A 23,609-nucleotide genomic window follows, 5' to 3' on the forward strand; every position below is an offset into this window, starting at 1 on the left:
GAGAAGTCAAAGGAGGGCGCATATGCGGGCATTGGTGATTGGGGCCAGTGGCGGGATCGGATCGGCGGTTTACCAGCAATTGCGGGGCGATGGATGGGATGTGACGGGATTGTCGCGCTTGGAGGACGGGTTTGATGTTGGCAACGAGGCGTCTGTTGCGCGGGCCATGGAGCGGCTGGAGGGGGCGTTTGATTTGGTCTTCATTGCGGTGGGGATCCTGGCGCCTTTGTGGGGTGCGCCTGAAAAGACGATTGCGGCCCTCAAACATGACGACATGGCGCGGGTTTTTCAGGTGAACGCGATTGGTCCGGCGCTGATCCTGTCGCATCTGGCGGGGTTGCTGCCGCGGGATAAGCGGTGTGTTGTCGCGACTCTTTCGGCACGAGTTGGGTCGATTGGGGATAATCAGATTGGTGGGTGGTATTCCTATCGGGCCTCCAAAGCCGCGCTGAACCAGATCGTGCATGGGGCGGCGATTGAGTTTGCGCGGAGCCATAAGCAATCGATCTGTGTGGCTTTGCATCCAGGAACTGTCGAGACATCTTTTACCGCGAATTATGCTGGGCGGCATAAGACGGTGCCAACGGATGAGGCGGCGCGGAATTTGTTGGCGGTCATTGACGGGCTGACGCCCGCGCAGACCGGCGGGTTTTACGATTATGCGGGGCAGGAGATTGTCTGGTGAGGTTGGTTCTTGTTCTGGGGGACCAGCTTTCGGTGGGCCTGTCGGCCCTTCTCAAGACCGACAAGGGTAATGATGTTGTTGTGATGTCCGAGGTGATGGGGGAGGCGACCTATGTACCGCATCACCCTAAGAAGATCGCGTTTACGTTTTCCGCGATGCGCAAATTTGCTGAAAGGCTGCGCGCGGATGGCTGGCAGGTGGCCTATACGCGGCTGGATGATCCGGAGAATACGGGGGCCATCACCGGGGAGCTGATCCGACGCGCGGCCGAATTTGATGCGGCGGGTGTGGTTTATACCGAACCGGGGGAGTGGCGGTTGATCAACGCGTTGGCGGCGATGCCGCTGAAGACCCATTGCCTGCCCGACACACGGTTCATTGCTTCACATCAGGAGTTTGAGGACTGGGCCGAGGGCCGCAAGCAATTGCGGATGGAGTATTTTTATCGCGAGATGCGGCGGAAGACGGGGCTCTTGATGGATGGGGATCAGCCGGAGGGCGGTAAGTGGAACTATGACCACGAGAACCGCAAGCCTGCCCCCGATGAGGTGGATTTTGCGGGGCCTTTGTGGTTTGCGCCGGATGAGGAGGTGCTCGATCTGGTTGAGGCGCGTTTTGGCAACAATTTCGGCACGTTGCGTCCGTTCTGGTTTGCAACCGATGCCGATCAGGCGCAGGAACAGCTTACCCATTGGATCGAGGCGGGGCTGCCGAAATTCGGCGATTTTCAGGATGCGATGCTGAATGACAACCGGTTCCTCTATCATTCGCTTATCAGTTTCTATCTCAATGTCGGGCTGCTGAACCCTTTGGATGTGTGCCGACAGGTCGAGGCTGCTTATCGCGCGGGGCTGACGCCGCTAAACGCGGTTGAGGGCTTCATTCGCCAGATCATCGGCTGGCGTGAATATATGCGCGGCATCTATTTTCGCGAGGGGCCGGACTATGTTACCCGCAACGCGCTGGGCCATAACCGCAGGCTGCCTGACCTCTATTGGGGTGGTGAGACGCGGATGAATTGCATGGCTAAAGCGGTCTCGCAGACCAAGGATGAGGCCTATGCCCACCATATCCAGCGCCTGATGGTGACGGGCAATTTTGCGCTGCTCGCAGGGATTGACCCGGCTCAGGTGCATGAATGGTATCTGGCCGTCTATGCCGATGCCTATGAATGGGTCGAGGCGCCTAATGTCATTGGGATGAGCCAATTTGCCGATGACGGGATCATCGCCTCAAAGCCTTACATCTCGTCCGGCAATTACATCCACAAGATGTCGGACTATTGCGGTTCATGCGCTTACCGCGTGCAGGATAAGACGGGTGAGAAGGCCTGTCCCTTCAACTTGCTTTATTGGCACTTCCTTGACAGGCATCGCGACCGTTTTTCCGGAAATCCGCGGATGGGCAACATGTATCGCGTCTGGGACCGGATGGATGATACCCGGCGCGAGACGGTGCTGTCAGAGGCGGAACGTTTCTTGGTCCGTATGGATGACGGGGAAATTGTCTAATTGCTGCGGCATCGTTGTTGACGCGTTTGGTAATTGATCGGGGCGCGTCACCGAACATGCGTCCAGGTTTGTGCAGTGAAAATCAGTTGCGATTTTAGCAAAAAGCCGATTGCTGTGGGGCACCTACAACACATTGTCTTATATAGGAAAGCCTGTTTGACCTAACTGAAAGTTCGTGTAACGGTTGCGCCAGGACAGTTTATTTTAGGGAACGTTATGGCAGACGATAAAGAGCAAAAAAGTCTTGAGATGCGTGTCGCGGATTTAGAGGACAAGCAAAAGGCTCTGAATATCAGTGAAGAGGATTTGGCGACCTTTAACAGGGTTGCAACGGCACTTGGTGCTTGCCAGTTGCCTGGTGCCTGTCAGTTGCCTGCTACTGCAGCTTGCCAGAGTCCGGGTGCTTGTCAGATTACGGCCGCGTGCCAAGCTGCCCCGGCATGTCAGATGCCTGCCGCCTGCCAGGCAGTTCCGGCATGCCAAGCACCTGCTGCTTGCCAGATGCCAGGCGCCTGCCAATTGCCAGCGGCATGTCAAGTGGCGCCTGCATGTCAGGTGCCAGGTGCCTGCCAGCTGCCAGTGACGGCGGCTTGTCAAGTTGCGGCTGCCTGCCAAAGCCCGGCCGCATGTCAGTTTACGGTTGCTGCCTGTCAGTTACCTGTGGCCGCATGCCAAGTCGCAGTGGCTGCTTGCCAATTGCCTGGCGCATGTCAGGTTGCGGGCGCTTGCCAGATGCCCGGCGCCTGTCAGTCGCCCGACGTGACCTCTGACAAGGATGGTGGCAAGACTGAATAGGCTTGTAACTGAGCTGAAAGAAACAATGGGCCATCGAAAGGTGGCCCATTTGCTTTGCAGTATCGTGAAAAAGAGTTCCATTAGGGGCACACTTCACGGTCAATATTGGTCGTTCTGCACCTTTGATCTTAAAGAATCGCGATGACGCTTGGTCAATCGTGCTAGTGTAAAGGACACTGGGTTTGGGAAATCTGCGTGAACCGCAGATGCGTTGGAGAATGTGCTGCTATGTCAGATATCGGCCTTTGGCTGGATCGTTTGGGTCTGGGAAAATACCAGGCCGCTTTTGACAAAGCGGAAATCGATTTCGAGACACTGCCGGAGTTGCGCGAAGATGATCTGAAGGAGCTTGGCCTGCCTCTGGGCCCGCGACGCAAGATTTGGGCAGCATTGTCGCGGATGTCTTCTCAGAGCGTTGCTTCTCCGGTTGTGAGCAATCACGCAGGTTTTGCTGCAGCCCAGGCAGAGCGCCGGCATCTGACCGTCATGTTTGTTGATCTCGTTGGCTCCACCGAGATGGTCATGCGTATGGATGCGGAAGACATGCGCGGCATTATCACCGCGTACCAGAAAGCCGTGGCGAAGGTGGTCGATGATTTCAATGGATTTATCGCCACGTTATTGGGCGATGGCATGCTCTGCTACTTTGGATGGCCGCATGCCAGCGAAGACGACACGGATCGCGCAGTTCGGGCCGGACTCGCAGTAATCGAGGCAACAAGAAAGATCACCACGCCCGACGGCTCGCCGCTTGCATCGCGTGTCGGTGTTGCATCAGGTGTTGTTGTTGTTGGCGATCTCACCGGCGGAACGGCGCGTCAAGAGGCCGCAGTGGTAGGTGAGACACCCAATCTGGCGGCACGTTTGCAAGGTCTCGCAGCGCCAAATCAGTTAGTTGTGCCGGGTGAAGTTCTGCCCCTTTTGGGTAGCAACTTCGTACTCACCCCGCGGGGGCCACAAAAGCTAAAAGGTGTTGATCGCACTGTCGAAGCCTTTGTTGTCGAAGGCGAAACCTTTGCCGAAAGCCGGTTTTCTGCACGCCGATCTGGTGACATCACGCCAATCGTTGGCCGCAATCGCGAGATCGACATCGTGATTGACCGATGGGCCGAGGCGGTGGCCGGGCGTGGTCAGATGGTCATGCTGAGCGGTGAGGCAGGGATTGGAAAGTCGCGTGTCGTAAAGGCGATTGTGGATGTGGCAGCCCTCAATCACCACACTCGCATCTTCTACCAATGCTCACCTTATCACACTGACAGCGCGTTTTATCCTTTCATTCAGCAGATCACCCACGAGGCTGGTATTGTCGGAGGTGACTCCGCCGAGGAACGCCTGAACAAAATTGAGAAGCTCACGCGCGACGATGCCACACTGGCCGCGCCGATTGCAGTGCTTCTTGGCCTGGACGGCGCAACCCGTTTTGAAGTCCCCGAGCTGTCATCAACAGACCTGCGATCATCGCTCATGAATGCCTTGGTTTCGTTCATTCGGAAACGTGCCAAGGACAAACCACTTCTCTTGGTGTTCGAGGATCTGCATTGGGTTGATCCGACGTCTCTGGAAGTGCTTCACCTCATCCTTGATGGTGCAACCAACCAAAAGATCATGATCTTGGGGACGTCCCGCCCGACGTTCGAGCATGATTTTACAACCGACACCCGGGTGACACAGCTTAAGCTGAACAGGCTTGCGCGGGACGGGATCTATGCAATGGTTGATAGGCTGACCGAAGGCAAAGCGCTGCCCGCGGATATCCTTGCGACCATTGCGCAACGTACGGATGGTGTGCCGCTCTTTGTTGAGGAACTGACAAAGACAATCCTTGAATCAAACGTTCTGGTCGAATGCGGAGATCGCTATGTGCTGAACGGTGCGGTGAAAGACATTGCTATACCGGCCACGTTGCATGACAGCCTGACTGAAAGACTCGACCGGCTGCACGGCACCAAAGAAATTGCGCAAATCGCATCCTGCATCGGTCGCGAATTCAGCTATCAGCTGCTTGCTAAAGTGTGTGATTGGCCAAGTGAGGCACTCGAAACTGCGCTTGATGAATTGATTTCGGCAGAGTTGATCCAGCGCCACGGCACGTCGCAAGAGGCAACGTTTCTGTTCAAACACGCTCTTGTCCGTGATGCAGCCTACGAAAGCCTGCTGAAAGAGGTACGGCGGAGTTTTCACCGCAAGATCCTTGATGCGCTGGAAACCGGAGCCGAGGCGGCGCCCGAACTTCTAGCTGCACATGCGGAGGCCGCGCAGTTGACAGAGCGGGCGATTGCGTTGTGGGAAGCAGCTGGGAATACCGCAATTTCAAAGCCCGCGTATCAGGAGGGCGAAACACATCTGCGTCGCGCGATTGCGTTGAATGCGCCAATGGTGGAGGCTGATGATCAGGATGCGATCGTGCGTGCAATCGCCCTGAAAGTGCAGCTTTTTGTTGCGTTGGCGCCGGGCAAAGGGCTTTGGGCTGATGAAGCGTTGCAGACTTTGGAAGAAGCGTTGGATCTGGCCGGCAAGGTAGGTGACACGCCGTTGCAGGGTGATATTATTTATGGCCTGCTGCTCAGCACCTACTTCCGCGGCAGTCTCCAAACAAGTATGGCGCGGGCGGCAGAATTGATCGCACTTGCTGACGCTTCTGGCGATGTGGCGCAGGCGCTGGTTGCAAAGCGCCTTGCGGGCATAGTGCGGTTGAAGATGGGGCAGTTTCAAGAAGCGCAGACCTATCTGGATGAGGCCGAAGCCCTGTGCGAGAGCGCAGCCAAGGAGAACCTTGCTGCAAGGTTCGGGCATGATCCGGTCATCGGGGTACAGATCTATCAGGCCTTCATCGCCACATTCCGGGGACAGACCCGTGTTTTCGACACCTATCGGCTCAAAGCTGAGCGTCGCGCTAAAGAGCTTGACCACCCCAATACGGATTGCACGATGCACGGCCTTCTTGTGGCCTGCGCACAACTTGCCAACGATATCGAGGCAGAACGACGCCATTTGACGGTCTTGGAGCAATTGGTCGAAGAACACGACGTGACAGCATCGCGGATGTGGAACAATGCCAGCGGTGCTTTGGTACAGATGGCGAATGGTGACCGAGATGGCCTTGCTGCTTATCATGAGGCTGATGCGCGGATGATCGCTGCCAACGTGAAACTACTGGTGCCCGGAAACCGTGTCGTAGCAGCGCGGCGTGCAATTGACCTCGGGCTTATGGATGAAGCGCGGGCGCTGATGCAATCTGCGGGGGCGTTAATGAACGAGACCGGCGAAAAAAGCTGGTTGCCGGATATCTTCCGGCTACGCGCCACATTCGCGCGGGAAACGGATGATGATGCGAGCGCGGAGAAATACCTCAAGAAAGCGATCTCGCTGTCGCAGGCATCGGGCGGTGTGTTGTGGGAATTGCGGGCGAGTATCGATCTTGCCCGGCTTTATCAGGAAACCGGGCGCGACGATCTGGTGATTTCAGCGATCCGACCTGTCTTTGACAAGATCGGCGACGGCGATTGCCGCCTTGAAATGGCCGCTGCAAAAGACCTGATGTTGGGTTTCATTTCGGCCAAATAATTCAGCATTTGCGTGCGTTGGCACCACTGACCCCAAGATAATGTGTTTTCTCGGGCTGTGATTCACACTCCAGTCATCTCACTGTCACATGCGCGCAATAAGTGACGCCCAACGGAAATCGAGGGCAGGTTGTATGCTGTACCGGACGATGTTTTTGTCAGACATTCACCTTGGCACAAGGGGATGTCGCGCCGATCTGCTGGTACCGTTCCTGCGCAGTCACGAAGCCAGCACGATCTATCTGGTCGGCGATATCTTTGACGGCTGGGCGATCAGCAGGCGGGGCTGGCACTGGCCACAGACCCATAACAACGTGGTGCAAACCCTGCTGGACAAGGCCCGGCGCGGCACCCGTGTGGTGTTCATCCCCGGCAACCATGACGAGGTTATGCGCAACTACCTTGGCACGCATTTCGGCGGGATCGAGGTGATGCAGTCCGCGGATTTCAACGGGATCAACGGCAAACGCTATCTGGTCACCCATGGTGATCAGTTTGATGCGGTCGTGATGAATGCCAAATGGCTCGCTCATTTTGGGGATGCCGCTTACGACTTCCTCTTGTGGCTGAACCCCAAGATCAACCGCCTGCGCTCGTTTTGGGGCGGTCGTTACTGGTCCTTGTCGAAATGGGCAAAACAGCAGGTCAAGACGGCTGTGAATTTCATCGGCCAATATGAAGATGTGCTCGCGGATGAGGCGCGCCGGGGTGGCTATGATGGTGTGATCTGTGGCCACATCCACCACGCCAATATCCGGCAGATCAAGGGCATCGCCTATATCAACACCGGCGACTGGGTCGAAAGCTGCACTGCGATTGTTGAACACCCGACGGGCGAAATTGAGCTGATCGACTGGGAAGAGCGCGCCGCCGAAACCGTGCAGCGCAAACCATGGCGCAAGAGATCAAAGGAATTGGCTGAGCTTGACAGCTAGGCAGGAGTGAAACGGATGACATCCACCCCTTCGGTGACGGAACAGCTTGGCGCGGCGGTCAACCAAAATGGCCGCCTGACACGCGTCGGCCTGCTGGAACGCAGCTTTGCCCGGCTTTTTCATGGTCTGGTCTATGCCCAGATTTGGGAGGATCCGGTGGTGGATATGCAGGCGCTGCAAATCCGACCGACCGACCACATTGTGTGTATCGCATCGGGTGGCTGCAACATGCTGTCTTATCTGACAGCGGGACCTGCAGCGATCACAGCGGTTGATCTGTCACCGGCCCATGTGATGTTGAACAAGCTCAAGCTCGCGATTGTGCAGCATGTGCCCGATCACACGGTGCTTTATGAAATGCTGGGCGACGCGAACAGGCCGGGCAATCTTCAGACCTTTGATCGTTATGTGGCACCTCACCTTGATGCAGAGACTCTCGCTTATTGGAATGGGTGGGGCATCGCGGGCCCGCGCAAGAAGATGCTGGTGCGGGGGCTTTACCGGCATGGGCTTTTGGGCCGGTTTATTGGGGCGGTTCATGTAATCACGCGCATCGCACGGGTCGATTTTGCGCCGCTTTTGGCCGCCAAAACGTTGGAGGAGCAGCAGGCCTTCTATGAAAGCCAGATTGTCCCTGTCTATCAAAGCCGCCTTGTCCGATTTCTGGCCAATCGGCGCGCATCGCTTTTTGGCCTGGGCATTCCGCCCGCGCAATATGACAAGCTGGCGGCGGATGCGGACGGCGATATCGTTGCGGTTCTGAACGAGCGGACCCGGAAGCTTTTCTGTGATTTTCCCATTCAGGACAATTACTTTGCCTGGCAGGCGGCCTATCGCGAATATCAGCCCGGTCCGGACGTGGCAGTGCCGCCCTATCTGGAGGCGCCGCATTTTGAGACATTGCGCGCCCATGCCCCAAAGGTGAAAGTGCTGAACCGCTCGCTGACGGACATGCTGGCCGGGCAGCCCAACGGGTCAAAGGATTGCTATGTGCTGCTGGACGCGCAGGACTGGATGAATGATGAGCAGCTTAACGCGCTCTGGCGCGAGATCACACGGACTGCGGCGTCCGGCGCCCGCGTGATCTTCCGCACCGGGGGGCGGGACGACATCCTGCCGGGGCGGGTTGAGGAACGCATATTGTCGCGCTGGGAATACCAGCCCGAAGCCTCGGCCAAGGGCTTTGCGCAAGACCGGTCGGCCATTTACGGCGGCTTTCACCTTTATCACCTGAAAGGCTAGGCCATGACCGACACCCATGGCGCCTTGATGGATCAGGTCTATCGCCGACAGCGATTGGTCTACGATGCCACGCGCAAATACTACCTTCTGGGCCGGGACTATGCGCTGAAGCAGTTGCAGCCTCCGCAGGACGCGCATGTTCTCGAGATTGCCTGCGGGACGGGCCGCAATCTTGATCAGATCGATATGCGCTATCCCGGTCGGTCGCTCTATGGCCTTGATATCTCGTCTGAAATGCTGCGCTCGGCTAATGCAAAACTGGGGTATCGGGCGAAGCTTGCGCTGGGCGATGCCTGCGATTTTGACCCCACCGACCTTTTTGGTCAGGCGATGTTTGACCGGATTGTGATGTCTTACTGCGTCTCGATGATCCCGGCATGGCAAGATGCCATTGCCGAAGCGATCACGCACCTTTCTGTGGATGGAGAGTTGCATATCGTTGATTTCGGTGATCAGGCAGGTATGCCGCGATGGTTCGACCGCAGGTTGCGCGGGTGGCTGGCGCGGTTTCATGTGGAGCCGCGTGACGATTTGGCGAAGGTTCTGGCTGACCTGCCAGAGGTTGAAGTGCGTCATCGGCCATTATTGCGCGGCTATACGCAATATGCCCGGCTCATCCACCGGCCCCAGATTTTTGCGAAGGTGGGTGCGTTCAGCGTTTCCTAGGCACGGTTGTTTGCTGACGCGCTGTGCGCAGGGAGGGAACGGCACTTGGCTCAATGCGTGTGATGCGCAATGTCCTTGGTCTCTTGCACTTCTGCAATGGTTGTCGCGGCCAATCGCGCGATCAGACTGCGTTCGACATCTTCCAGCACCGCCGTGACCTTGCGCTGCAGGATATGTTCGACGGAGCAGGACGGCGCCTCTTCTTGGTTTGAGGCCGCCACCAGACGTTCGTCAAGTGCGACGTAGACGTCAGCCAGCGTGATCTCTTGCGGTGCGCGCGCAAGGCGCCACCCGCCCGCATGGCCTTTTTCCGAAATCAAAAGACCGGCATCCCGCAGCTTGCCCAGCACACGCCGCACAACCACGGGATTCGTTCCGGCATGGTCCGCGATTTCGGTTGATGTCCGGATCCGGGCAGGCTCAATCGCCATATGACTTAGCGTGTGCAAGGCAAGCGACAGGCGGGAATTGCGTTTCATTGGCCGGTTTTCTCCAAGATAGAAACCAAATGTAACTTTTGCTATTGCATTGGTCTAGTAACCGCATAAGTTACGTGACCTGCAGCGCAGCGATTGGAGCAAAACATGTCAGATACCCGCCTTCCCGTCACGGTGCTTTCCGGCTTTTTGGGCGCAGGAAAGACCACGCTTCTCAACCGCGTTCTCAACAACCGCGAAGGGCGCCGTGTGGCGGTCATCGTCAACGATATGTCCGAGGTGAATATTGATGCGGACCTGGTGCGTGCAGACACCGAACTCAGCCGCACAGATGAAACGCTGGTCGAGATGTCCAATGGCTGCATCTGCTGCACTTTGCGTGATGATCTGCTGGATGAAGTGCGCCGTCTTGCTGCCGAAGGGCGCTTTGACTATCTGCTGATCGAATCCACAGGTATTTCAGAGCCTTTGCCAGTCGCCACCACCTTTGACTTCCGCGATGAATACGGCGATAGCCTGTCAGATGTCGCGCGGCTCGATACGATGGTCACTGTCGTCGACGCGGTGAACCTGCTGCAGGACTATTCCAGCCACGACTTTCTGCGGGACCGTGGTGAGGTGATGGGGGACGAGGATGAACGCACGCTGGTGCACCTTCTCACCGACCAGATCGAATTTGCGGATGTCATTATCCTGAACAAGACGGCTGATGCCGGACCCGAACGCACTGACGCCGCCCGCAAGATCATCCGCAGCCTGAATGCGGATGCGAAGATTATCGAAACCAACCATTCAGACGTGCCCGCAGAGACGATCCTCGACACCGGGCTCTTTGATCTTGAAAAAGCGCATGAGCATCCGATGTGGGCGAAAGAGCTTTATGGCTTTGCCGATCACACCCCGGAAACCGAAGAATATGGTGTGTCGTCTTATGTCTATCGTGCACGCCAACCCTTCATCCCCGAAAAGATCCACGCGGCGCTTGTCGGTGATCTGCCCGGTGTGATCCGTGCCAAGGGGCATTTCTGGCTCGCCACGCGGCCTCAATGGGTCGCCGAATTTTCGCTGGCCGGGGCATTGTCGAGCGTGTCGCCGTTGGGCACCTGGTGGGCCTCGGTCCCGCAAGAGCGGTGGCCAGATCATGAAGGCGCGCGGCAATACATGCAGACCCATTGGCAAGAGCCTTGGGGCGACCGGCGGCAGGAAATCGTCTTTATCGGCGCAGGTATCGACTGGCCCGCATTGAAAGCAAAGCTTGATGCTTGTCTGGTGCCTGAGGTTGTTGCAACCAGCCCTGACGCGTTGCCGGACTATCCCGATCCATTCCCCACATGGCGTCGGGCGGAGCAGGCCGCGTGAGCTTTGCCCGCGCCAAGGTTCATCCGGCTGCCATCGGCGTTGCAATCGCCGACAGACCGGAAAACCTGCAGGATTTTCTGGAGCCAAGCTGCGCCGCAGCAATCTGGCGTCGGCAGCTTTCGCCCGACTTTCAAGCTTGGATCAATGGTCTTGATCCGACAAATCTGCCACAGGGCCGGATCATCCTGCGACCCGATGCCGTGGGAGCTGCGGTGAACGAGCTATGCGAGATCGCCCAGACACCTACCGGCCCTGAACGCGATCAGTTAGTTATGGATATCGACGTGCTGGCCGAGATTTTTGCAGCTTTGATGCAGACCCACTATATAAGGCTGCGGCTACAGCCGGTCACGTCGAATGCTTGCCGCAAGTTTCATATCGACGCGATCACCGCCAGGCTCGTCTGCACCTATCGCGGCACTGGGACGCAGTATGGCCTCTCTCCCGATGGGGACGACCCGTCGCGCGTCTTTACCGTTCCCACCGGCGCGCCGATTCTTTTGCGCGGCACCCTCTGGCCCGCAAATCCGCCTGCCGGCCTTTTGCATCGCTCACCACCGATTGAAGGCACGGGAGAGACGCGGCTTATCTTGGTGCTCGATGCCGTATTCGATCCGGAGGATGACTGAGTGAGCCGCAATCTTGGCGCGACCACCCTGCGCCGCAAACGGCGCGCCGCTGATCCGATGCGCAGCTACGATTCCCTGCCCGCGCCCTTAAGGCACTGGCTTTCCCAGGCAGCTTTGCCTTGGTCGCCCGCATCCGCGCGGAAACTATGGAACCGTGCACGCGCCGAAGGGTTGAGTACCGATGACGCATTGCAAGCTCTGTCGTTGGCTGAACAAAATACACTTAGGCGCGACCGTTATGCTTTGACGCCATCTCTGGGTCAGAACGTCGGTGACCCTGTGCGATGATATTGATGGAAAATAGATCGCAACAATAGGCCAGTAATGGGTTCAGATACCCGCGAGTAACCCCATTTTCATAATGCCTGGGAGCGTAATGATTGTGTCAACATCAAACCTGATATGCGTATCTTGAAGATCGTTTACAGCGGTAACCATAGCAACTTTAGTCCCATCTGACTTGGTCGCGATCAAGTCTTCTAATATCCATTCTGTGATGATCGCTGTGTCATCTAAGCAGATCAGTGTGGCATAACCTGTATTTCCGCAAATCTAATCTGCGCCGTCATCAGCAAAAATGGTGTGAGCGTCCTGTACCCTGTCCTTGTGGTCATCCCTTTCATCGGCAAGGCAACCGTGGATACCATCACGGCTGCGATACTCGATGGGGTGTCGTTGCCGTTCCCGCCATCTATGACATCTTTGCGTTCTTCATGCTTAATGAAGTCGTCGCATTGGCCTCCGAAGACTCTGTCACTTCCAGCAGCTCCAAGGCAAAGGTCTCCGGAGTTAGTTTCATCGATGTCGTCGTTCCTCCTCCGGTAGACTAAGGCTCTTAATGAGATGCCTCTGGAGCAATCCCGTCAAGTTTGAGCTTTACATTCATAATTGGAAAATTGCCGCGCGCAAAGTATCGTGCCGCAAGATACCGTTCGTTTTGAGCGGGGCTTGATCGGAATGGAGTGTGTGCAATGCCCGGCGCCAAGATAAAGAATATGGAAGGCTTTGCCGCCGTGAGCGGGATCTCGCGTCCGACAGTGTCGAAATATTTCAATGATCCTGGCAGTGTCCGCAAATCCACACGCATCAAGATCGAAGCTGCGCTGGAACGCTACGACTACCGCCCGAACATCTACGCCATTAACCAGAACCGCAGGCGGACGAAGAACATTGGGCTTGTGGTGCCGAACCTGACTGATCCGTTCTTCGCTGCGATTGCGCGGACGATGGAGGGGTTGATTTTGGCGGCGGGCTATAATCCGCTTCTCTTGAGTTCGCATGGTGGGGCGGAGCAGGAGATTTCTAATCTTGATAGCTTGCGCGCGATCAAACCAGCGGGCGTATTGCTAGCACCGCTAGGGCGTGCCTCCAATTCCGCATTGTTGGCGGAGTTTGCTGATGAAATCCCGACGGTTTTGTTCGATGCTAATCTCGAAAATGTTGGTGAGGCGTTCTTTGGGTCCGACAATGCGCAAAGCATTGATCTGATCGTGCAGTATCTTTGCCGCACTGGCGAACCGCCCGCCTTCTTCGAGATGAAAAACCCTGTGAACCCGAACGCATATCGACGCAGGACGGCTTATACCGCATCGATGGAACGGCTGGGTCAAGAGCCACATTTTATTCGCGTTAACGGTGAGGGATGGGACTTTGAGGAGATCGGTTTTCGGCAAGGAACCCGGGTCATTGCAGAGAAGCTGTTGCCGACCAACACGGTGCTTTGTTCCAACGACAGACTTGCAATTGGCCTATTGTCCGCAGCTTTTGAAAGCGGCGCCAGAGTGGGGCTGGAGGAGGGGTGTGAACTGCGGATCGCTGGTCACGACGACCATCCCTTTGCCCGCTACACTTGCCCAAGCCTGACGACAATTTCCCAGGATTATGCCGCCATTGGCGCGCGGAGTGTCGAGACGATTCTGGCGCTTATCGAGGAGGGTAAAAGTGCTAAAGAACGCGAAGTCACTTTCTTTGAAGGTCGACTTGTCATGCGAGGTTCTGCATAAAATTTTGTAATTATTGAATTTTATTCTATAACTTTACACGCGATAAGTTTTTATTGACGCCGCGAATAAATATCATCTACCTTTTCTTCATCATCAGATAAGGGAGGACGATGATGTCTGTGAAAAAAGCCTTGTTCGGCGCGACTGCGCTGACGTTGGCAGGTTCAGTTGGTGTTTATGCCGACGGCCATGCCGCGGAACTGACTATCGCGATCGTCAATAACGGTCATATGATCAATATGCAGACTGTGGCTGAGGCATATACCGAAGAAACCGGCATACAGCTGAACTGGGTTTCGCTGGAGGAAGGCGTGCTGCGCGAGCAGGTGACATCTGACACCGCTACCGGCGGCGGCCAGTATGACATTATCAACATCGGTATGCAGGAAGCACCAATTTGGGGCGCTGCTGGCTGGATCGAACCGCTTGATTTCGGTGCTGAGTACAACATGGACGACATCTTGCCCGCTATCCGCGCTGGCCTTTCCCACGAAGGTACGATGTACGCAGCGCCATTTTATGGCGAAAGCTCGATGGTTATGTATCGCAAGGATCTCATGGATGCTGCTGGCGTTTCCATTGCTGATAACGACAGCTGGGACAACATCAAGGCCGCAGCCGCCGCTGTTCATGACCCTGACAATGGCGTCTATGGCGCTTGCCTGCGCGGCAAGCCAGGCTGGGGCGACAACATGGCCTTTATCACAACCATGGTGAACAGCTTTGGTGGTGCCTGGTTCGACGCGGATTTCAAACCCACCATTGACAGCGATGAATGGCGTGCAGCTATCAACTTCTACGTTGACCTGCTGGGCAACTATGGTCCCCCGGGCTCGGAAGGGAACTCATTCAATGAGATCCTTGCGCTCTACAATGAAGGTAAGTGCGGTATGTGGATCGATGCGACGATCGCGGCCTCCTTCCTCGAAGTTGACGGCGTGGCCTATGCACAATCGCCAAATGCCGGCAATCCCGTGGGTGCAAACTGGCTTTGGGCATGGGCGATGGCAGTTCCGGCTGGTTCCCCCAATGCAGATGCGGCCAAAGACTTCATTGAGTGGGCAACTTCCGAGGAATACGTGCTGGCTGTCGCCGCACATCCCGATTTCGGTTGGGGCTCGGTCCCTACCGGTCAGCGTGCTTCAACTTACGCCAATCCGGATTTCCAGGCTGTCGCGGCCTTTGCGGACGCCGAATTGGCGGCGATCGAATCTGCAGCGCCTGAAGCGACTGATCTGAAGCCTTATGTGGGCGTCCAGTTTGCAGCAATCCCGGAATTCCCGGAAGTTGGCTCCGCGGTCGCGCAAGAAATGGCAGCAGCACTGTCTGGCGCAAAGTCAGTCGATGAAGCCCTAGCAGCCTCTCAGGCTACGGCTGAGGCGATCATGGAAGAAGCGGGCTACTAGCACCTCTCCTCTTGAGGTGGGGCCGGCGTACTGACCGGGCCCACCCAGCCGCACAAAAAGCGGATACCGCGAACCCAAGTATTTTCACGTCACATGACGCAGGGCATGGTGGATAGCACCATTGGCCCGGAGGAATAGGACTATGTCAGACAGACGGCTTCCAAGATTGCTCCAGACACCCGCAGTAGTAATGCTTTTGATCTGGATGCTGATCCCGCTGGGGATGACACTTTACTTTTCATTCATTCGTTATGTTTTGAACAATCTCAGACGTCCGGAGTGGACTACGCCGTCGCTGTCAAACTGGCGAGGCTTTGGAAACTATGAATTCGTCCTCAACAACAAGGATTTTCTACTCGCCATTCAGAACAGTTTGCTCATTGTTTGCAGCATCCTGTTTCTCACCGTCATCCTTGGTGTCCTGATCGCAGTCCTGATCAACAAGGCTTTTCCGGGGCGGGGCATTGTGCGGGTGCTGCTGATCTCGCCATTCTTCGTCATGCCAGCGGTGAATGCCGTCTTGTGGATCAACATGATCCTTGATCCGGTCCTTGGCCTTCAGGGCCTTGCGGTTGGTGGGATCAACAGCCTTATCGACGGCCTTCAAAATGCTCCACTTGTTGGCTGGTTCTTCTCGCTCTGGCCAGAGCTTGAGCCGATCTCGTTTCGCGCAACACAGACCAGTGCTTATGCGGTGATAATCATGGTCACATGGCAATGGACGCCATTTGCGGTCCTGATCTTCATGACTTCGCTGCAATCCGAAGATCAGCAGCAAAAGGAGGCGGCGATCCTCGATGGAGCGGGCGCGTGGAGCCAGTTTCGCTTTCTGACGCTGCCCCATCTTGGGCGGCCCATCGCGATTGTCGTGATGATCCAGGCGATCTTTCACCTGTCCCTCTATGCCGAGATCGAGATCGTCAGCCGGGGCAATGGCAACAAGAACCTACCTTACCTGATCGGTGAATTTGCCAACAACAACATTGGCGCCGCCTCCGCTACAGGCATCTTTGCCGTGATCCTCGCCAACATCGTTGCGATCTTCCTGCTGCGGATGATCGGCAAATCATTGATGGAGTAACCGATGGCTATTGTCGCACAATCCTCGAACGCCAGCCGCGCCAGTCGCGCGACACTCGCCTGGATCGTTGGGCTTCTGTTCTTCTTCCCGATTTTCTGGATGGTCTTGACCAGCTTCAAGACCGACGCCGATGCGGTGAAGCCGGAGTTCCTGATCTTCTTTCAACCGACGCTTGAGAACTATCTGAACATGACCGAGAACTATGATTATTGGCGCTTTGCCCGGAACTCGGTCATCACTGCGGTCTTTGCCACAATCTTTGCCTTGGCGGTTGGAATCCCTTGCGCCTATGCGATGGCTTTCAACCCGAGCCGGTCCACTAAGGATGTCCTGATGTGGATGCTCTCCACAAAAATGCTGCCCGCGGCGGCCGTGCTTTACCCAATGACGTTTCTGACGAAAAGCATGGGGCTATTCGACACCAAGTTCCTGATCATCGTGGTCTTGATGCTTATTAACCTGCCCATCGTGATCTGGATGCTGTTCACCTACTTCAAGGAAATCCCGAAAGAAATCATCGAGGCGGGCCAGATGGACGGTGTTAACACCTGGGGCGAAATCCGGGAGATTCTGATCCCCCTCGCTTGGGGTGGGATCGCATCGACCGCATTGCTCTGCTTCATCTTCTGCTGGAACGAGGCGTACTGGACCGTGCGCCTGACCACGACCGATGCGGCGACACTCTCGAAACTCATCGAAGGCAACCGCGCACCCGAAGGGTTGTTCTTTGGCAGGCTCTCAGCGGTTTCTACCGCCGCCGTGGGGCCCATCGTAGTGCTGGGGTGGTTCTGCCAGAAACAACTTGTCCAAGGTCTGACCTTTGGCGCCGTCAAATAGGATTTAATCATGGGACGTATCCAACTTGAAAGTGTAACGAAGAGCTTTGGCGATGTTCAGGTTATCCCGCCATTGGACCTGACGATTGAGGATGGGGAATTTGCGGTCTTTGTCGGCCCTTCAGGCTGCGGGAAATCCACCTTACTGCGTTTGATCGCCGGACTGGAGGAAACAACTTCGGGCTCGATCATGATAGACGGGCAAGATGTGACGCAGGTCTCCCCTTCCAAGCGTGGGCTCGCAATGGTGTTCCAGACCTATGCGCTCTACCCTCATATGACCGTAAGGAAGAATATCGCGTTCCCGATGCGCATGGCGGGCCTTAGTGAGGCAGAACAGGAAAAGCGGATCATGGCCGCCGCCGAAAGCCTCAACCTGACGGATTACCTTGATCGGAAACCCGGACAGCTCTCTGGTGGTCAGCGCCAGCGCGTGGCCATAGGCCGCGCCATCGTGCGCGACCCCGAGGCGTTCCTTTTTGATGAGCCGCTCTCGAACCTCGACGCCGCCTTGCGGGTCGGTATGCGCCTTGAGATCACCGAGATGCATGAGCGTATGAAGACGACGATGATCTATGTTACGCACGATCAAGTTGAAGCGATGACTATGGCTGACAAAATCGTTGTGCTAAGGGCGGGTGTGATCGAGCAGGTGGGCTCGCCGCTCGAGCTCTACCGCGCGCCACGCAGTCTATTTGTGGCAGGCTTCATCGGCTCGCCGAAGATGAACTTCATAGAGGGCGAGGAGGCCGACAAACGCGATGCCAAGACCATCGGTATCCGGCCCGAGCATATCGACGTTGTCGAGGACGGCGGAATATGGCAGGGCAAAGTAGGCGTCGCCGAGCACCTAGGGTCCGACACCTTCTTCCATGTCCATGGTACGAATCTGGCAGATACTCTGACTGTACGGACGGTCGGTGACGTCGCCCTGCGTCACGGCGATACGATCCAACTCAGACCGCGCGAGGACGAACTCCTCCGCTTCGATGACGCAGGGCTGCGGATCGCATGAACCGTTTGGCCGGCAAAAATGCCTTAATCACGGGTGCCGCACGCGGCATCGGTCTGGCCTTTGCCAAAGCCTATATCGATGAGGGTGCTCAGGTGATGATCGGGGATATCGACCTGCCGCGCGCGCAAGCCGCTGCGGGCGATATTGGCGCGGTGACGGTCAAGATGGATGTCACCGACCATGCGAGCATAGATGCTGCGGTAGCCGAAACCATCGCGGCCTTTGGTCAAATCGACATCCTTGTTAACAATGCTGCTGTCTTTACCGCAGCCCCGATCACCGAGATCAAGGATGCGGATTTCCAACGCGTCTTCGATATTAACGTCGCAGGGACGCTCTTCACGTTACAGGCCGTCGCACGACATATGATCGCGCGGGGGATCAAAGGCAAGATCGTCAATATGGCCTCTCAGGCTGGCCGCCGCGGCGAGCCTTTGGTCGCAGTCTACTGTGCCTCGAAAGCTGCGGTGATCAGTTTGACGCAAAGTGCGGGCCTAAACCTCATCGAGCACGGAATAAACGTGAATGCTATCTCGCCCGGCGTCGTCGACGGTGAACATTGGGACGAAGTAGATGCATTCTTCGCCAAGTATGAAGGCAAATCGCCCGGCCAAAAGAAGGTCGAAGTGGGCACTGCGGTACCCTATGGGCGGATAGGCAAGGCCGAAGATCTAACAGGCATGGCAGTTTTCCTCGCAAGCGACGACGCAGATTACGTCGTTGCGCAGACCTACAACGTGGATGGCGGACAATGGATGAGCTGATGAGAGATCACGACGCAAAACTCATTCCGCTGAGAAACCAGACTTTGGACAGGTTGCCCGCCGCCATCTTACGTCCAAACTATGACCGCAAGGCCTTGACGCCGGGTATTGTGCATATTGGCCTCGGTAACTTCCATCGTGCGCATCAGGCTTGGTATTCCCATCGTCTGATGCAAGAGGGACAAGCGCTCGACTGGGCGATCATTGGGGCAAGCGTCCGAAGCGAAGATTCTGCGCAGCGCCATCGGCTTGAAGAGCAAGACTACCTGACGACGCTGATTGAGCTCGACCCTTCCGGCACCTCGGCAGAGGTAGTAGGTTCGATGATCGGATATCTACCCATCGAGGATGGTCATGGCGCACTGATCAGACAAATGGCTCACCCGTCCATCCGCATCGTCTCGTTGACCGTCACAGAGGGGGGATACTTCCTCGATCCAGCGACCAAGCGGTTTGACAAACAGCACCCAGATATTCAACACGATGTACGTCGCCTTGACCGACCGCGAACGGCGTTTGGCGCAATCGTCTCGGCGTTGCGCGCGCGCAGGGATGCGGACGCGGGACCTTTCACGTGCCAAAGTTGCGACAACCTGCCCGGAAATGGAACGGTCTTGCGCGAGGTGGTCGTTGGCCTCGGCAATCTGGTCGATCCCAAACTGGGCGCGTGGATTGCACAGAACGCGAGTTTTCCGAACTCCATGGTTGACTGCATCGTGCCTGCGACAGGTCCGAAAGAGCTATCTTTAGCCCAAAGCCTAGGCATCGTTGACCGAGCACCTGTGACGCATGAGAACTTTCGGCAGTGGGTAATGGAAGATGACTTTTGTGCGGGGCGGCCACCTTGGGAAAACCTCGGTGCCACCTTGACTGATCGGGTCCATGACTACGAGGCAATGAAACTCCGCCTACTAAACGGCGGGCATCAGATCATCGCGGCGCCCGCCGAGCTGCTTGGCCTTGAGACCATCGCCAATGCGATGGCGCATAATCCGATCAGAGGTCTTTTGCGCAAGGTTGCCCTGACCGAAATCGCGCCACATGTCCCCTCAGTTCGTGGAATGACACCGGCACAATATGTTGATCTTATTGAACAGCGCTTCTCGAATCCAGCTATTCACGACACCGTCCGGCGTGTAGCTTTCGATGGTTCTTCTCGTCACACCGGCGCGATTATCCCTGTCATCCGCGATGCCATCGCAAAAGGCACTGAACTTGAAGGCTTGGCCCTAAGCCAAGCGCTCTGGGCCCTTATGTGTGCGGGGCAACGGGAAAACGGCAGTGTCATCGAACCCAATGATCCTGCATGGGGACAGCTTACAGGTGCTGCGCAAGAAGCAATGTCAAATCCACAAGCCTGGCTCGAACAACATCAGTTCTACGGAAATATCGGAGATGACGACCGTTTCAGATCGTTATTCGAGAAATCTTTTAATGCCCTTCGACGTGATGGATTGGAACGCACCATAGGTCGCTATCTAGCGGCTTAGCGCAGCGTCGGAAAAATCGGCTACGACGCTTATTGGCTATCGCAGGGAGCCATGCCCCGCAACTGTAGTGAAATTCAAAAGCTGCTTCAGGTTTTTGGGATTTCGCTTGAAAACGTTCTGCCACTAGTGAGTGCCAGCTTGGCCGTACCGACTGCAGCTTCTACTTCGGCGGCAGCTTCTACGGGTAGCTTGAGCACCCTTTCCCTGATCTGGGTCAAGACAGGGTTCCGCGATGCGCCACCAGCGGTGAGGATGAGCTGCGGCCATTCGGCGCCATGTTCCTTCAGCAGTGTATAGGCTTGATGCTCGATACGGGCGATCCCATCGAATATACCGTGGAGAAAAGCGGCATCATTTGCTGGACGCGGTGTAAGCCGAGGTGGCAGACAGGGATCGTTAATGGGGAAACGCTCGCCCGGTTTCAGCAACGGGTAGTAGTCTAAGCCGGAGGACTGTGTTGGATCGATCTGGGCAGAGAGTGTTACCAACTTGGCATCGCTGAAATGTGCGCGCAAGACGCCACCGCCAGTGTTAGATGCGCCACCCACCAGCCAGCCTTCACCCAAGCGATGCGCATAGAGACCCATTTCGGGCGCATCAATGCGCTTATGCGAGAATAGCTTGATCGCCAGTGTCGTGCCGATGGATGTAACAGCGGCGCCAGGTTTTGGGGGCGTTGCGGCGAGAAACGCCGCGATGCTGTCGGTCGTTCCTGCGTGGATCATCGTCTGTCTTGGCAGGCCGAACTCATCTGATACTTGTGATGATACCGGCCCAACCTCCGTGCCGGGCGACACTAGGTCCGGCAAGAGTTGGACTGGCAGCAGTGCTCCAATCCAATCCGGCCAAGTCGCCTGCGCGGGGTCACACCCTGTCTTAAGCGCGTTGTTCACGTCCGAAACAGCTCCAGTGCCCCGCAACTTCGCGGCTATGAAATCCGCTTGATGCAGCAGATGTGCTGCTCGTCCATCGCCATCTTTAGCAACAAGATACATCGCGCGGGCCAAGGCGGAAGCGCTGCCTCGAGTGATGTGCGGATCGGGCGCATGTCGGGAGATCTTTGACGCCTCTGCGTCGAAACCGCCGTCACTGTACATCAACGCATGGGTAACAGGGTTGTGGGTCTTGTCCACCAGAACTAGGGTACCGGACGTGCCATCAACAGCGATGCTGCGGATGTCTGTTGGACTGATGTCGTTGTCCTCCAACGCCGAGATTTGCGCCCGCATGCACTGGGTGACCGCCTGCCACCAGCATGCAGGGTCGCGGCTATCTTCTGGACCGCCATAGCTGGACCGCGCAAACGACAGCGGTTTGCCCGCTGCATCAACGACGGCAGATCGCACACCTGACGTGCCTAGGTCGATACCGACCGCGAGCCCCGTCATGACCGTGCCGCCAGGGCCTGACGGTACTTCTCTGCGTCCCAGTCCAGTAACTCCGCCTCTGCCGCGGGTCCAATCGCCGTTGGGACCCAGTCATCTGGCAAGCGGAGCAAAAGGTCCGAAAGGCACCGCAGCATCGCCTTCTGCGAAGAGGTTGCGCCTTCCCGCAGCGCAACACCCTGATCTGGGATAAGCAAGGCGGGTCTCACCCCGTCGTGGTCGCTGGCGGGCAGGGTAGGACCAAGGAACACGACGTGGTCGGGGTAGTATGAGCCGGCAGCGGCGATGGCACAGGCGCGTTCGTCGATGGCGATCCAGCCCTCTTCTGCCCAGACAAAGTCATCTGGCGGGGCACTATCCGACACTTTTGAAGGTGCATTTCGCGCAGGCATGGCAAGCCGTGTCTCAATCTCTTCTGTCAGAGCCGCGACCGCAGCCACATCCGCGCCGCAGATAATCAGACCGTGATTGCCCAAGACCACGACCTGCGTTTCAGGTTTGACCCTCGCAAGGATTTCACGCGTCAGTGGAAGACCCGGCTTGGCGTAGGGGACAGTTACGAAGGGGAGGCAGTCCAGCTTTTCCTTCAATGCAATCAGCCCAGCATCGCATACAGCATGCACAAGAGTCGCGATGGAATGTGTATGCGCGATAACGGGCCAGTTTAGCGCTGCGTGAAAGGTCGTCTCTATAGATGGGCGGAGCGTGTTAGCTGGATCAATCACGGTGGTCTTGCACGATCCATCTCCTGCCTCGCCATTTGCCTCGGCCAAGGCTGCGGCCCGGTCGACAGGCACGAAGATGTTCCTCGTTTCCGCATCGGCCAATTCCGTGCCAGAGGCCTTGATCCACATCACATCGCCATCCTTGATTGATGTGTTGCCGCCCGGGCCCTGCACGCGGAGCGGGTCTTGGCCGAGCTTGGCGGACAGGGCGCGGAATGCCGCAAAATCGGGGGGGGCGGTGATTGTCACGAGAGGCTCCTGAGGGTGAAGTTTGGCGGCGGCGCGGCTGCCTCCTGGGCCAGAGTTTGCACCGTTTCCATCCGGTCCGCGTTGGCAAACCGGGCAGTATGCAACCCGCCTTCGACAAAGGCTGTCGACCAACCCGCGCCGTGCCCGCCTGCGATATCGTGCTCAAAACTGTCGCCGACCATGAGCAAACGCTCCGGTACCGCGCCAAGCGCATCCGCGACCGCACGAAAAACTGCCGTATGCGGTTTTCCGTAGAATATCACGCGGCCACCAGCCTCTGCATGGGTATGCGCCAACGCTCCGGGAGACGTCACCGTCACACCGCCCGCCCGCGGCGAGGCGCGGTCCGGGTTGGTGCAATAAACTGGCAAGGCGCCAGTAGCGTTCAAAATCGCCATATATGCAGCAGTCTCGGCGTTCTCCGGCAACCCCATCAGCAGGATTGCATCGGCCGTTGTAGGATCATCGACAAGTGTGATGTCCAACCCCTTTGCCCAAACCGCTGCATCACCGGGGTGTCCCTCTATCGCGTAGAGGGACAGGGCCTTGCCTTGCCGGGTCAGGTCGAGCCACAACGCCTCGCCAGAGGTCATGACAACATCGAAAAGGTCGGGCGCAAATCCCTTCGCGGCGATCCGGTCAAGGTTCACATCTGCCCGCTTGCCAGAATTGGACAACACCGCCAGTCGCGTCAGCGCCTTCAGCCTTTCCACCGCTTGCACAGCGCCCGGATAGGGCCGGGTTCCGTCATGCAGCACGCCCCATTGGTCGAGCACAATCGCATCAAAGTCGCGGGCAACCTCGGTCAGGCTGTCAAGGCTGCGGGTCATCCT

The 23,609-nt window shown here is 56.9% G+C and carries 21 protein-coding genes; 16 read left to right on the forward strand and 5 right to left on the reverse strand.

Annotated elements, in window-relative coordinates; genetic code table 11:
• Positions 1-22 precede the first annotated feature (22 nt).
• Entirely contained in the window at positions 23-685 is a 663-nt protein-coding gene (locus SLH49_RS19645) for an SDR family NAD(P)-dependent oxidoreductase (protein WP_320270849.1), read from the forward strand.
• A complete protein-coding gene (locus tag SLH49_RS19650; RefSeq protein WP_320270916.1) occupies positions 679-2,196 on the forward strand; it encodes a cryptochrome/photolyase family protein in 1,518 nt (505 codons plus the stop codon). Before SLH49_RS19645 ends, SLH49_RS19650 begins: the two co-directional genes overlap by 7 nt.
• A 412-nt stretch (positions 2,197-2,608) precedes the next feature.
• On the opposite strand, the gene SLH49_RS19655 is transcribed toward SLH49_RS19650, so the two are convergent.
• A complete protein-coding gene (locus SLH49_RS19655) occupies positions 2,609-2,746 on the reverse strand; it encodes a hypothetical protein (protein ID WP_320270850.1) in 138 nt (45 codons plus the stop codon).
• A gap of 473 nt (positions 2,747-3,219) precedes the next feature.
• Here SLH49_RS19655 and SLH49_RS19660 point away from each other — a divergent pair, with 473 nt between their 5' ends.
• From SLH49_RS19660 to SLH49_RS19675, 4 genes are all read left to right on the forward strand, one after another.
• Positions 3,220-6,555 carry an ATP-binding protein gene (locus tag SLH49_RS19660; protein WP_320270851.1) on the forward strand — a complete coding sequence of 1,112 codons (3,336 nt, stop codon included), beginning with the start codon at positions 3,220-3,222 and terminating at the stop codon, positions 6,553-6,555.
• A gap of 133 nt (positions 6,556-6,688) precedes the next feature.
• Entirely contained in the window at positions 6,689-7,489 is an 801-nt protein-coding gene (locus SLH49_RS19665) for a UDP-2,3-diacylglucosamine diphosphatase (protein WP_320270852.1), read from the forward strand.
• Between the two features lie 15 nt (positions 7,490-7,504).
• Entirely contained in the window at positions 7,505-8,731 is a 1,227-nt protein-coding gene (locus SLH49_RS19670) for a DUF3419 family protein (protein WP_320270853.1), read from the forward strand.
• Positions 8,732-8,734: 3 nt separating this feature from the next.
• Positions 8,735-9,397: a class I SAM-dependent methyltransferase gene (locus SLH49_RS19675; RefSeq protein WP_320270854.1), complete on the forward strand. Its 663-nt coding sequence runs from the start codon at positions 8,735-8,737 to the stop codon at positions 9,395-9,397.
• Positions 9,398-9,447: 50 nt separating this feature from the next.
• On the opposite strand, the gene SLH49_RS19680 is transcribed toward SLH49_RS19675, so the two are convergent.
• On the reverse strand, positions 9,448-9,876 hold the full coding sequence (locus SLH49_RS19680) for an Rrf2 family transcriptional regulator (protein ID WP_320270855.1): 429 nt from the start codon (positions 9,874-9,876) through the stop codon (positions 9,448-9,450).
• A 105-nt stretch (positions 9,877-9,981) separates the two neighbouring features.
• Between SLH49_RS19680 and SLH49_RS19685 the strand changes: the two genes are divergently transcribed.
• The 10 genes from SLH49_RS19685 to SLH49_RS19730 all read left to right on the forward strand — a co-directional run bounded on the left by SLH49_RS19685 (position 9,982) and on the right by SLH49_RS19730 (position 20,417).
• The gene (locus tag SLH49_RS19685; RefSeq protein ID WP_320270856.1) at positions 9,982-11,193 is read left to right on the forward strand and encodes a GTP-binding protein; all 1,212 of its coding nucleotides are present in this window, start codon (positions 9,982-9,984) and stop codon (positions 11,191-11,193) included.
• On the forward strand, positions 11,190-11,822 hold the full coding sequence (locus SLH49_RS19690; protein WP_320270857.1) for a DUF1826 domain-containing protein: 633 nt from the start codon (positions 11,190-11,192) through the stop codon (positions 11,820-11,822). The genes SLH49_RS19685 and SLH49_RS19690 overlap by 4 nt, the downstream gene beginning before the upstream one ends.
• A complete protein-coding gene (locus SLH49_RS19695) occupies positions 11,823-12,110 on the forward strand; it encodes a DUF6525 family protein (RefSeq protein ID WP_320270858.1) in 288 nt (95 codons plus the stop codon).
• 683 nt (positions 12,111-12,793) lie between these two features.
• Entirely contained in the window at positions 12,794-13,825 is a 1,032-nt protein-coding gene (locus tag SLH49_RS19700; RefSeq protein WP_320270859.1) for a LacI family DNA-binding transcriptional regulator, read from the forward strand.
• 110 nt (positions 13,826-13,935) lie between these two features.
• Positions 13,936-15,231, forward strand: a complete 1,296-nt coding sequence (locus SLH49_RS19705; protein WP_320270860.1) for a sugar ABC transporter substrate-binding protein — start codon at positions 13,936-13,938, stop codon at positions 15,229-15,231.
• Between the two features lie 190 nt (positions 15,232-15,421).
• Positions 15,422-16,312, forward strand: a complete 891-nt coding sequence (locus tag SLH49_RS19710; protein WP_413785313.1) for a carbohydrate ABC transporter permease — start codon at positions 15,422-15,424, stop codon at positions 16,310-16,312.
• A 3-nt stretch (positions 16,313-16,315) separates the two neighbouring features.
• Positions 16,316-17,149: a carbohydrate ABC transporter permease gene (locus SLH49_RS19715; RefSeq protein ID WP_320270862.1), complete on the forward strand. Its 834-nt coding sequence runs from the start codon at positions 16,316-16,318 to the stop codon at positions 17,147-17,149.
• Positions 17,150-17,158: 9 nt separating this feature from the next.
• Positions 17,159-18,163 carry an ABC transporter ATP-binding protein gene (locus SLH49_RS19720; RefSeq protein ID WP_320270863.1) on the forward strand — a complete coding sequence of 335 codons (1,005 nt, stop codon included), beginning with the start codon at positions 17,159-17,161 and terminating at the stop codon, positions 18,161-18,163.
• The gene (locus SLH49_RS19725; RefSeq protein WP_320270864.1) at positions 18,160-18,927 is read left to right on the forward strand and encodes an L-iditol 2-dehydrogenase; all 768 of its coding nucleotides are present in this window, start codon (positions 18,160-18,162) and stop codon (positions 18,925-18,927) included. Before SLH49_RS19720 ends, SLH49_RS19725 begins: the two co-directional genes overlap by 4 nt.
• Complete coding sequence (locus tag SLH49_RS19730; protein ID WP_320270865.1) at positions 18,927-20,417, forward strand: mannitol dehydrogenase family protein; 1,491 nt, start codon at positions 18,927-18,929, stop codon at positions 20,415-20,417. Before SLH49_RS19725 ends, SLH49_RS19730 begins: the two co-directional genes overlap by 1 nt.
• Before the next feature lie 86 nt (positions 20,418-20,503).
• On the opposite strand, the gene SLH49_RS19735 is transcribed toward SLH49_RS19730, so the two are convergent.
• From SLH49_RS19735 to SLH49_RS19745, 3 genes are read right to left on the reverse strand one after another with little or no spacing between them, the layout of a single operon-like run.
• Positions 20,504-21,805, reverse strand: coding sequence for an FGGY-family carbohydrate kinase (locus tag SLH49_RS19735; RefSeq protein ID WP_320270866.1), 1,302 nt, complete (start codon positions 21,803-21,805; stop codon positions 20,504-20,506).
• Positions 21,802-22,776, reverse strand: coding sequence for a class II aldolase/adducin family protein (locus tag SLH49_RS19740; protein WP_320270867.1), 975 nt, complete (start codon positions 22,774-22,776; stop codon positions 21,802-21,804). The genes SLH49_RS19735 and SLH49_RS19740 overlap by 4 nt, the downstream gene beginning before the upstream one ends.
• Entirely contained in the window at positions 22,773-23,606 is an 834-nt protein-coding gene (locus SLH49_RS19745) for a TIGR01459 family HAD-type hydrolase (RefSeq protein WP_320270868.1), read from the reverse strand. The genes SLH49_RS19740 and SLH49_RS19745 overlap by 4 nt, the downstream gene beginning before the upstream one ends.
• Positions 23,607-23,609: the final 3 nt, after the last annotated feature.

It is taken from the genome of Cognatiyoonia sp. IB215446, from assembly GCF_033963825.1.
Taxonomy (GTDB): domain Bacteria; phylum Pseudomonadota; class Alphaproteobacteria; order Rhodobacterales; family Rhodobacteraceae; genus Yoonia.

Bases quoted from the DNA above. Each gene is read 5' to 3' on its own strand.
- SLH49_RS19645 (WP_320270849.1), top strand. From the start codon at position 23: ATGCGGGCATTGGTGATTGGGGCCAGTGGCGGGATCGGATCGGCGGTT.
- SLH49_RS19655 (WP_320270850.1), bottom strand. From the start codon at position 2,746: ATGCAGGCGCCACTTGACATGCCGCTGGCAATTGGCAGGCGCCTGGCA.
- SLH49_RS19660 (WP_320270851.1), top strand. From the start codon at position 3,220: ATGTCAGATATCGGCCTTTGGCTGGATCGTTTGGGTCTGGGAAAATAC.
- SLH49_RS19665 (WP_320270852.1), top strand. From the start codon at position 6,689: ATGCTGTACCGGACGATGTTTTTGTCAGACATTCACCTTGGCACAAGG.
- SLH49_RS19670 (WP_320270853.1), top strand. From the start codon at position 7,505: ATGACATCCACCCCTTCGGTGACGGAACAGCTTGGCGCGGCGGTCAAC.
- SLH49_RS19675 (WP_320270854.1), top strand. From the start codon at position 8,735: ATGACCGACACCCATGGCGCCTTGATGGATCAGGTCTATCGCCGACAG.
- SLH49_RS19680 (WP_320270855.1), bottom strand. From the start codon at position 9,876: ATGAAACGCAATTCCCGCCTGTCGCTTGCCTTGCACACGCTAAGTCAT.
- SLH49_RS19685 (WP_320270856.1), top strand. From the start codon at position 9,982: ATGTCAGATACCCGCCTTCCCGTCACGGTGCTTTCCGGCTTTTTGGGC.
- SLH49_RS19700 (WP_320270859.1), top strand. From the start codon at position 12,794: ATGCCCGGCGCCAAGATAAAGAATATGGAAGGCTTTGCCGCCGTGAGC.
- SLH49_RS19705 (WP_320270860.1), top strand. From the start codon at position 13,936: ATGATGTCTGTGAAAAAAGCCTTGTTCGGCGCGACTGCGCTGACGTTG.
- SLH49_RS19710 (WP_413785313.1), top strand. From the start codon at position 15,422: ATGCTTTTGATCTGGATGCTGATCCCGCTGGGGATGACACTTTACTTT.
- SLH49_RS19715 (WP_320270862.1), top strand. From the start codon at position 16,316: ATGGCTATTGTCGCACAATCCTCGAACGCCAGCCGCGCCAGTCGCGCG.
- SLH49_RS19720 (WP_320270863.1), top strand. From the start codon at position 17,159: ATGGGACGTATCCAACTTGAAAGTGTAACGAAGAGCTTTGGCGATGTT.
- SLH49_RS19725 (WP_320270864.1), top strand. From the start codon at position 18,160: ATGAACCGTTTGGCCGGCAAAAATGCCTTAATCACGGGTGCCGCACGC.
- SLH49_RS19730 (WP_320270865.1), top strand. From the start codon at position 18,927: ATGAGAGATCACGACGCAAAACTCATTCCGCTGAGAAACCAGACTTTG.
- SLH49_RS19735 (WP_320270866.1), bottom strand. From the start codon at position 21,805: ATGACGGGGCTCGCGGTCGGTATCGACCTAGGCACGTCAGGTGTGCGA.
- SLH49_RS19745 (WP_320270868.1), bottom strand. From the start codon at position 23,606: ATGACCCGCAGCCTTGACAGCCTGACCGAGGTTGCCCGCGACTTTGAT.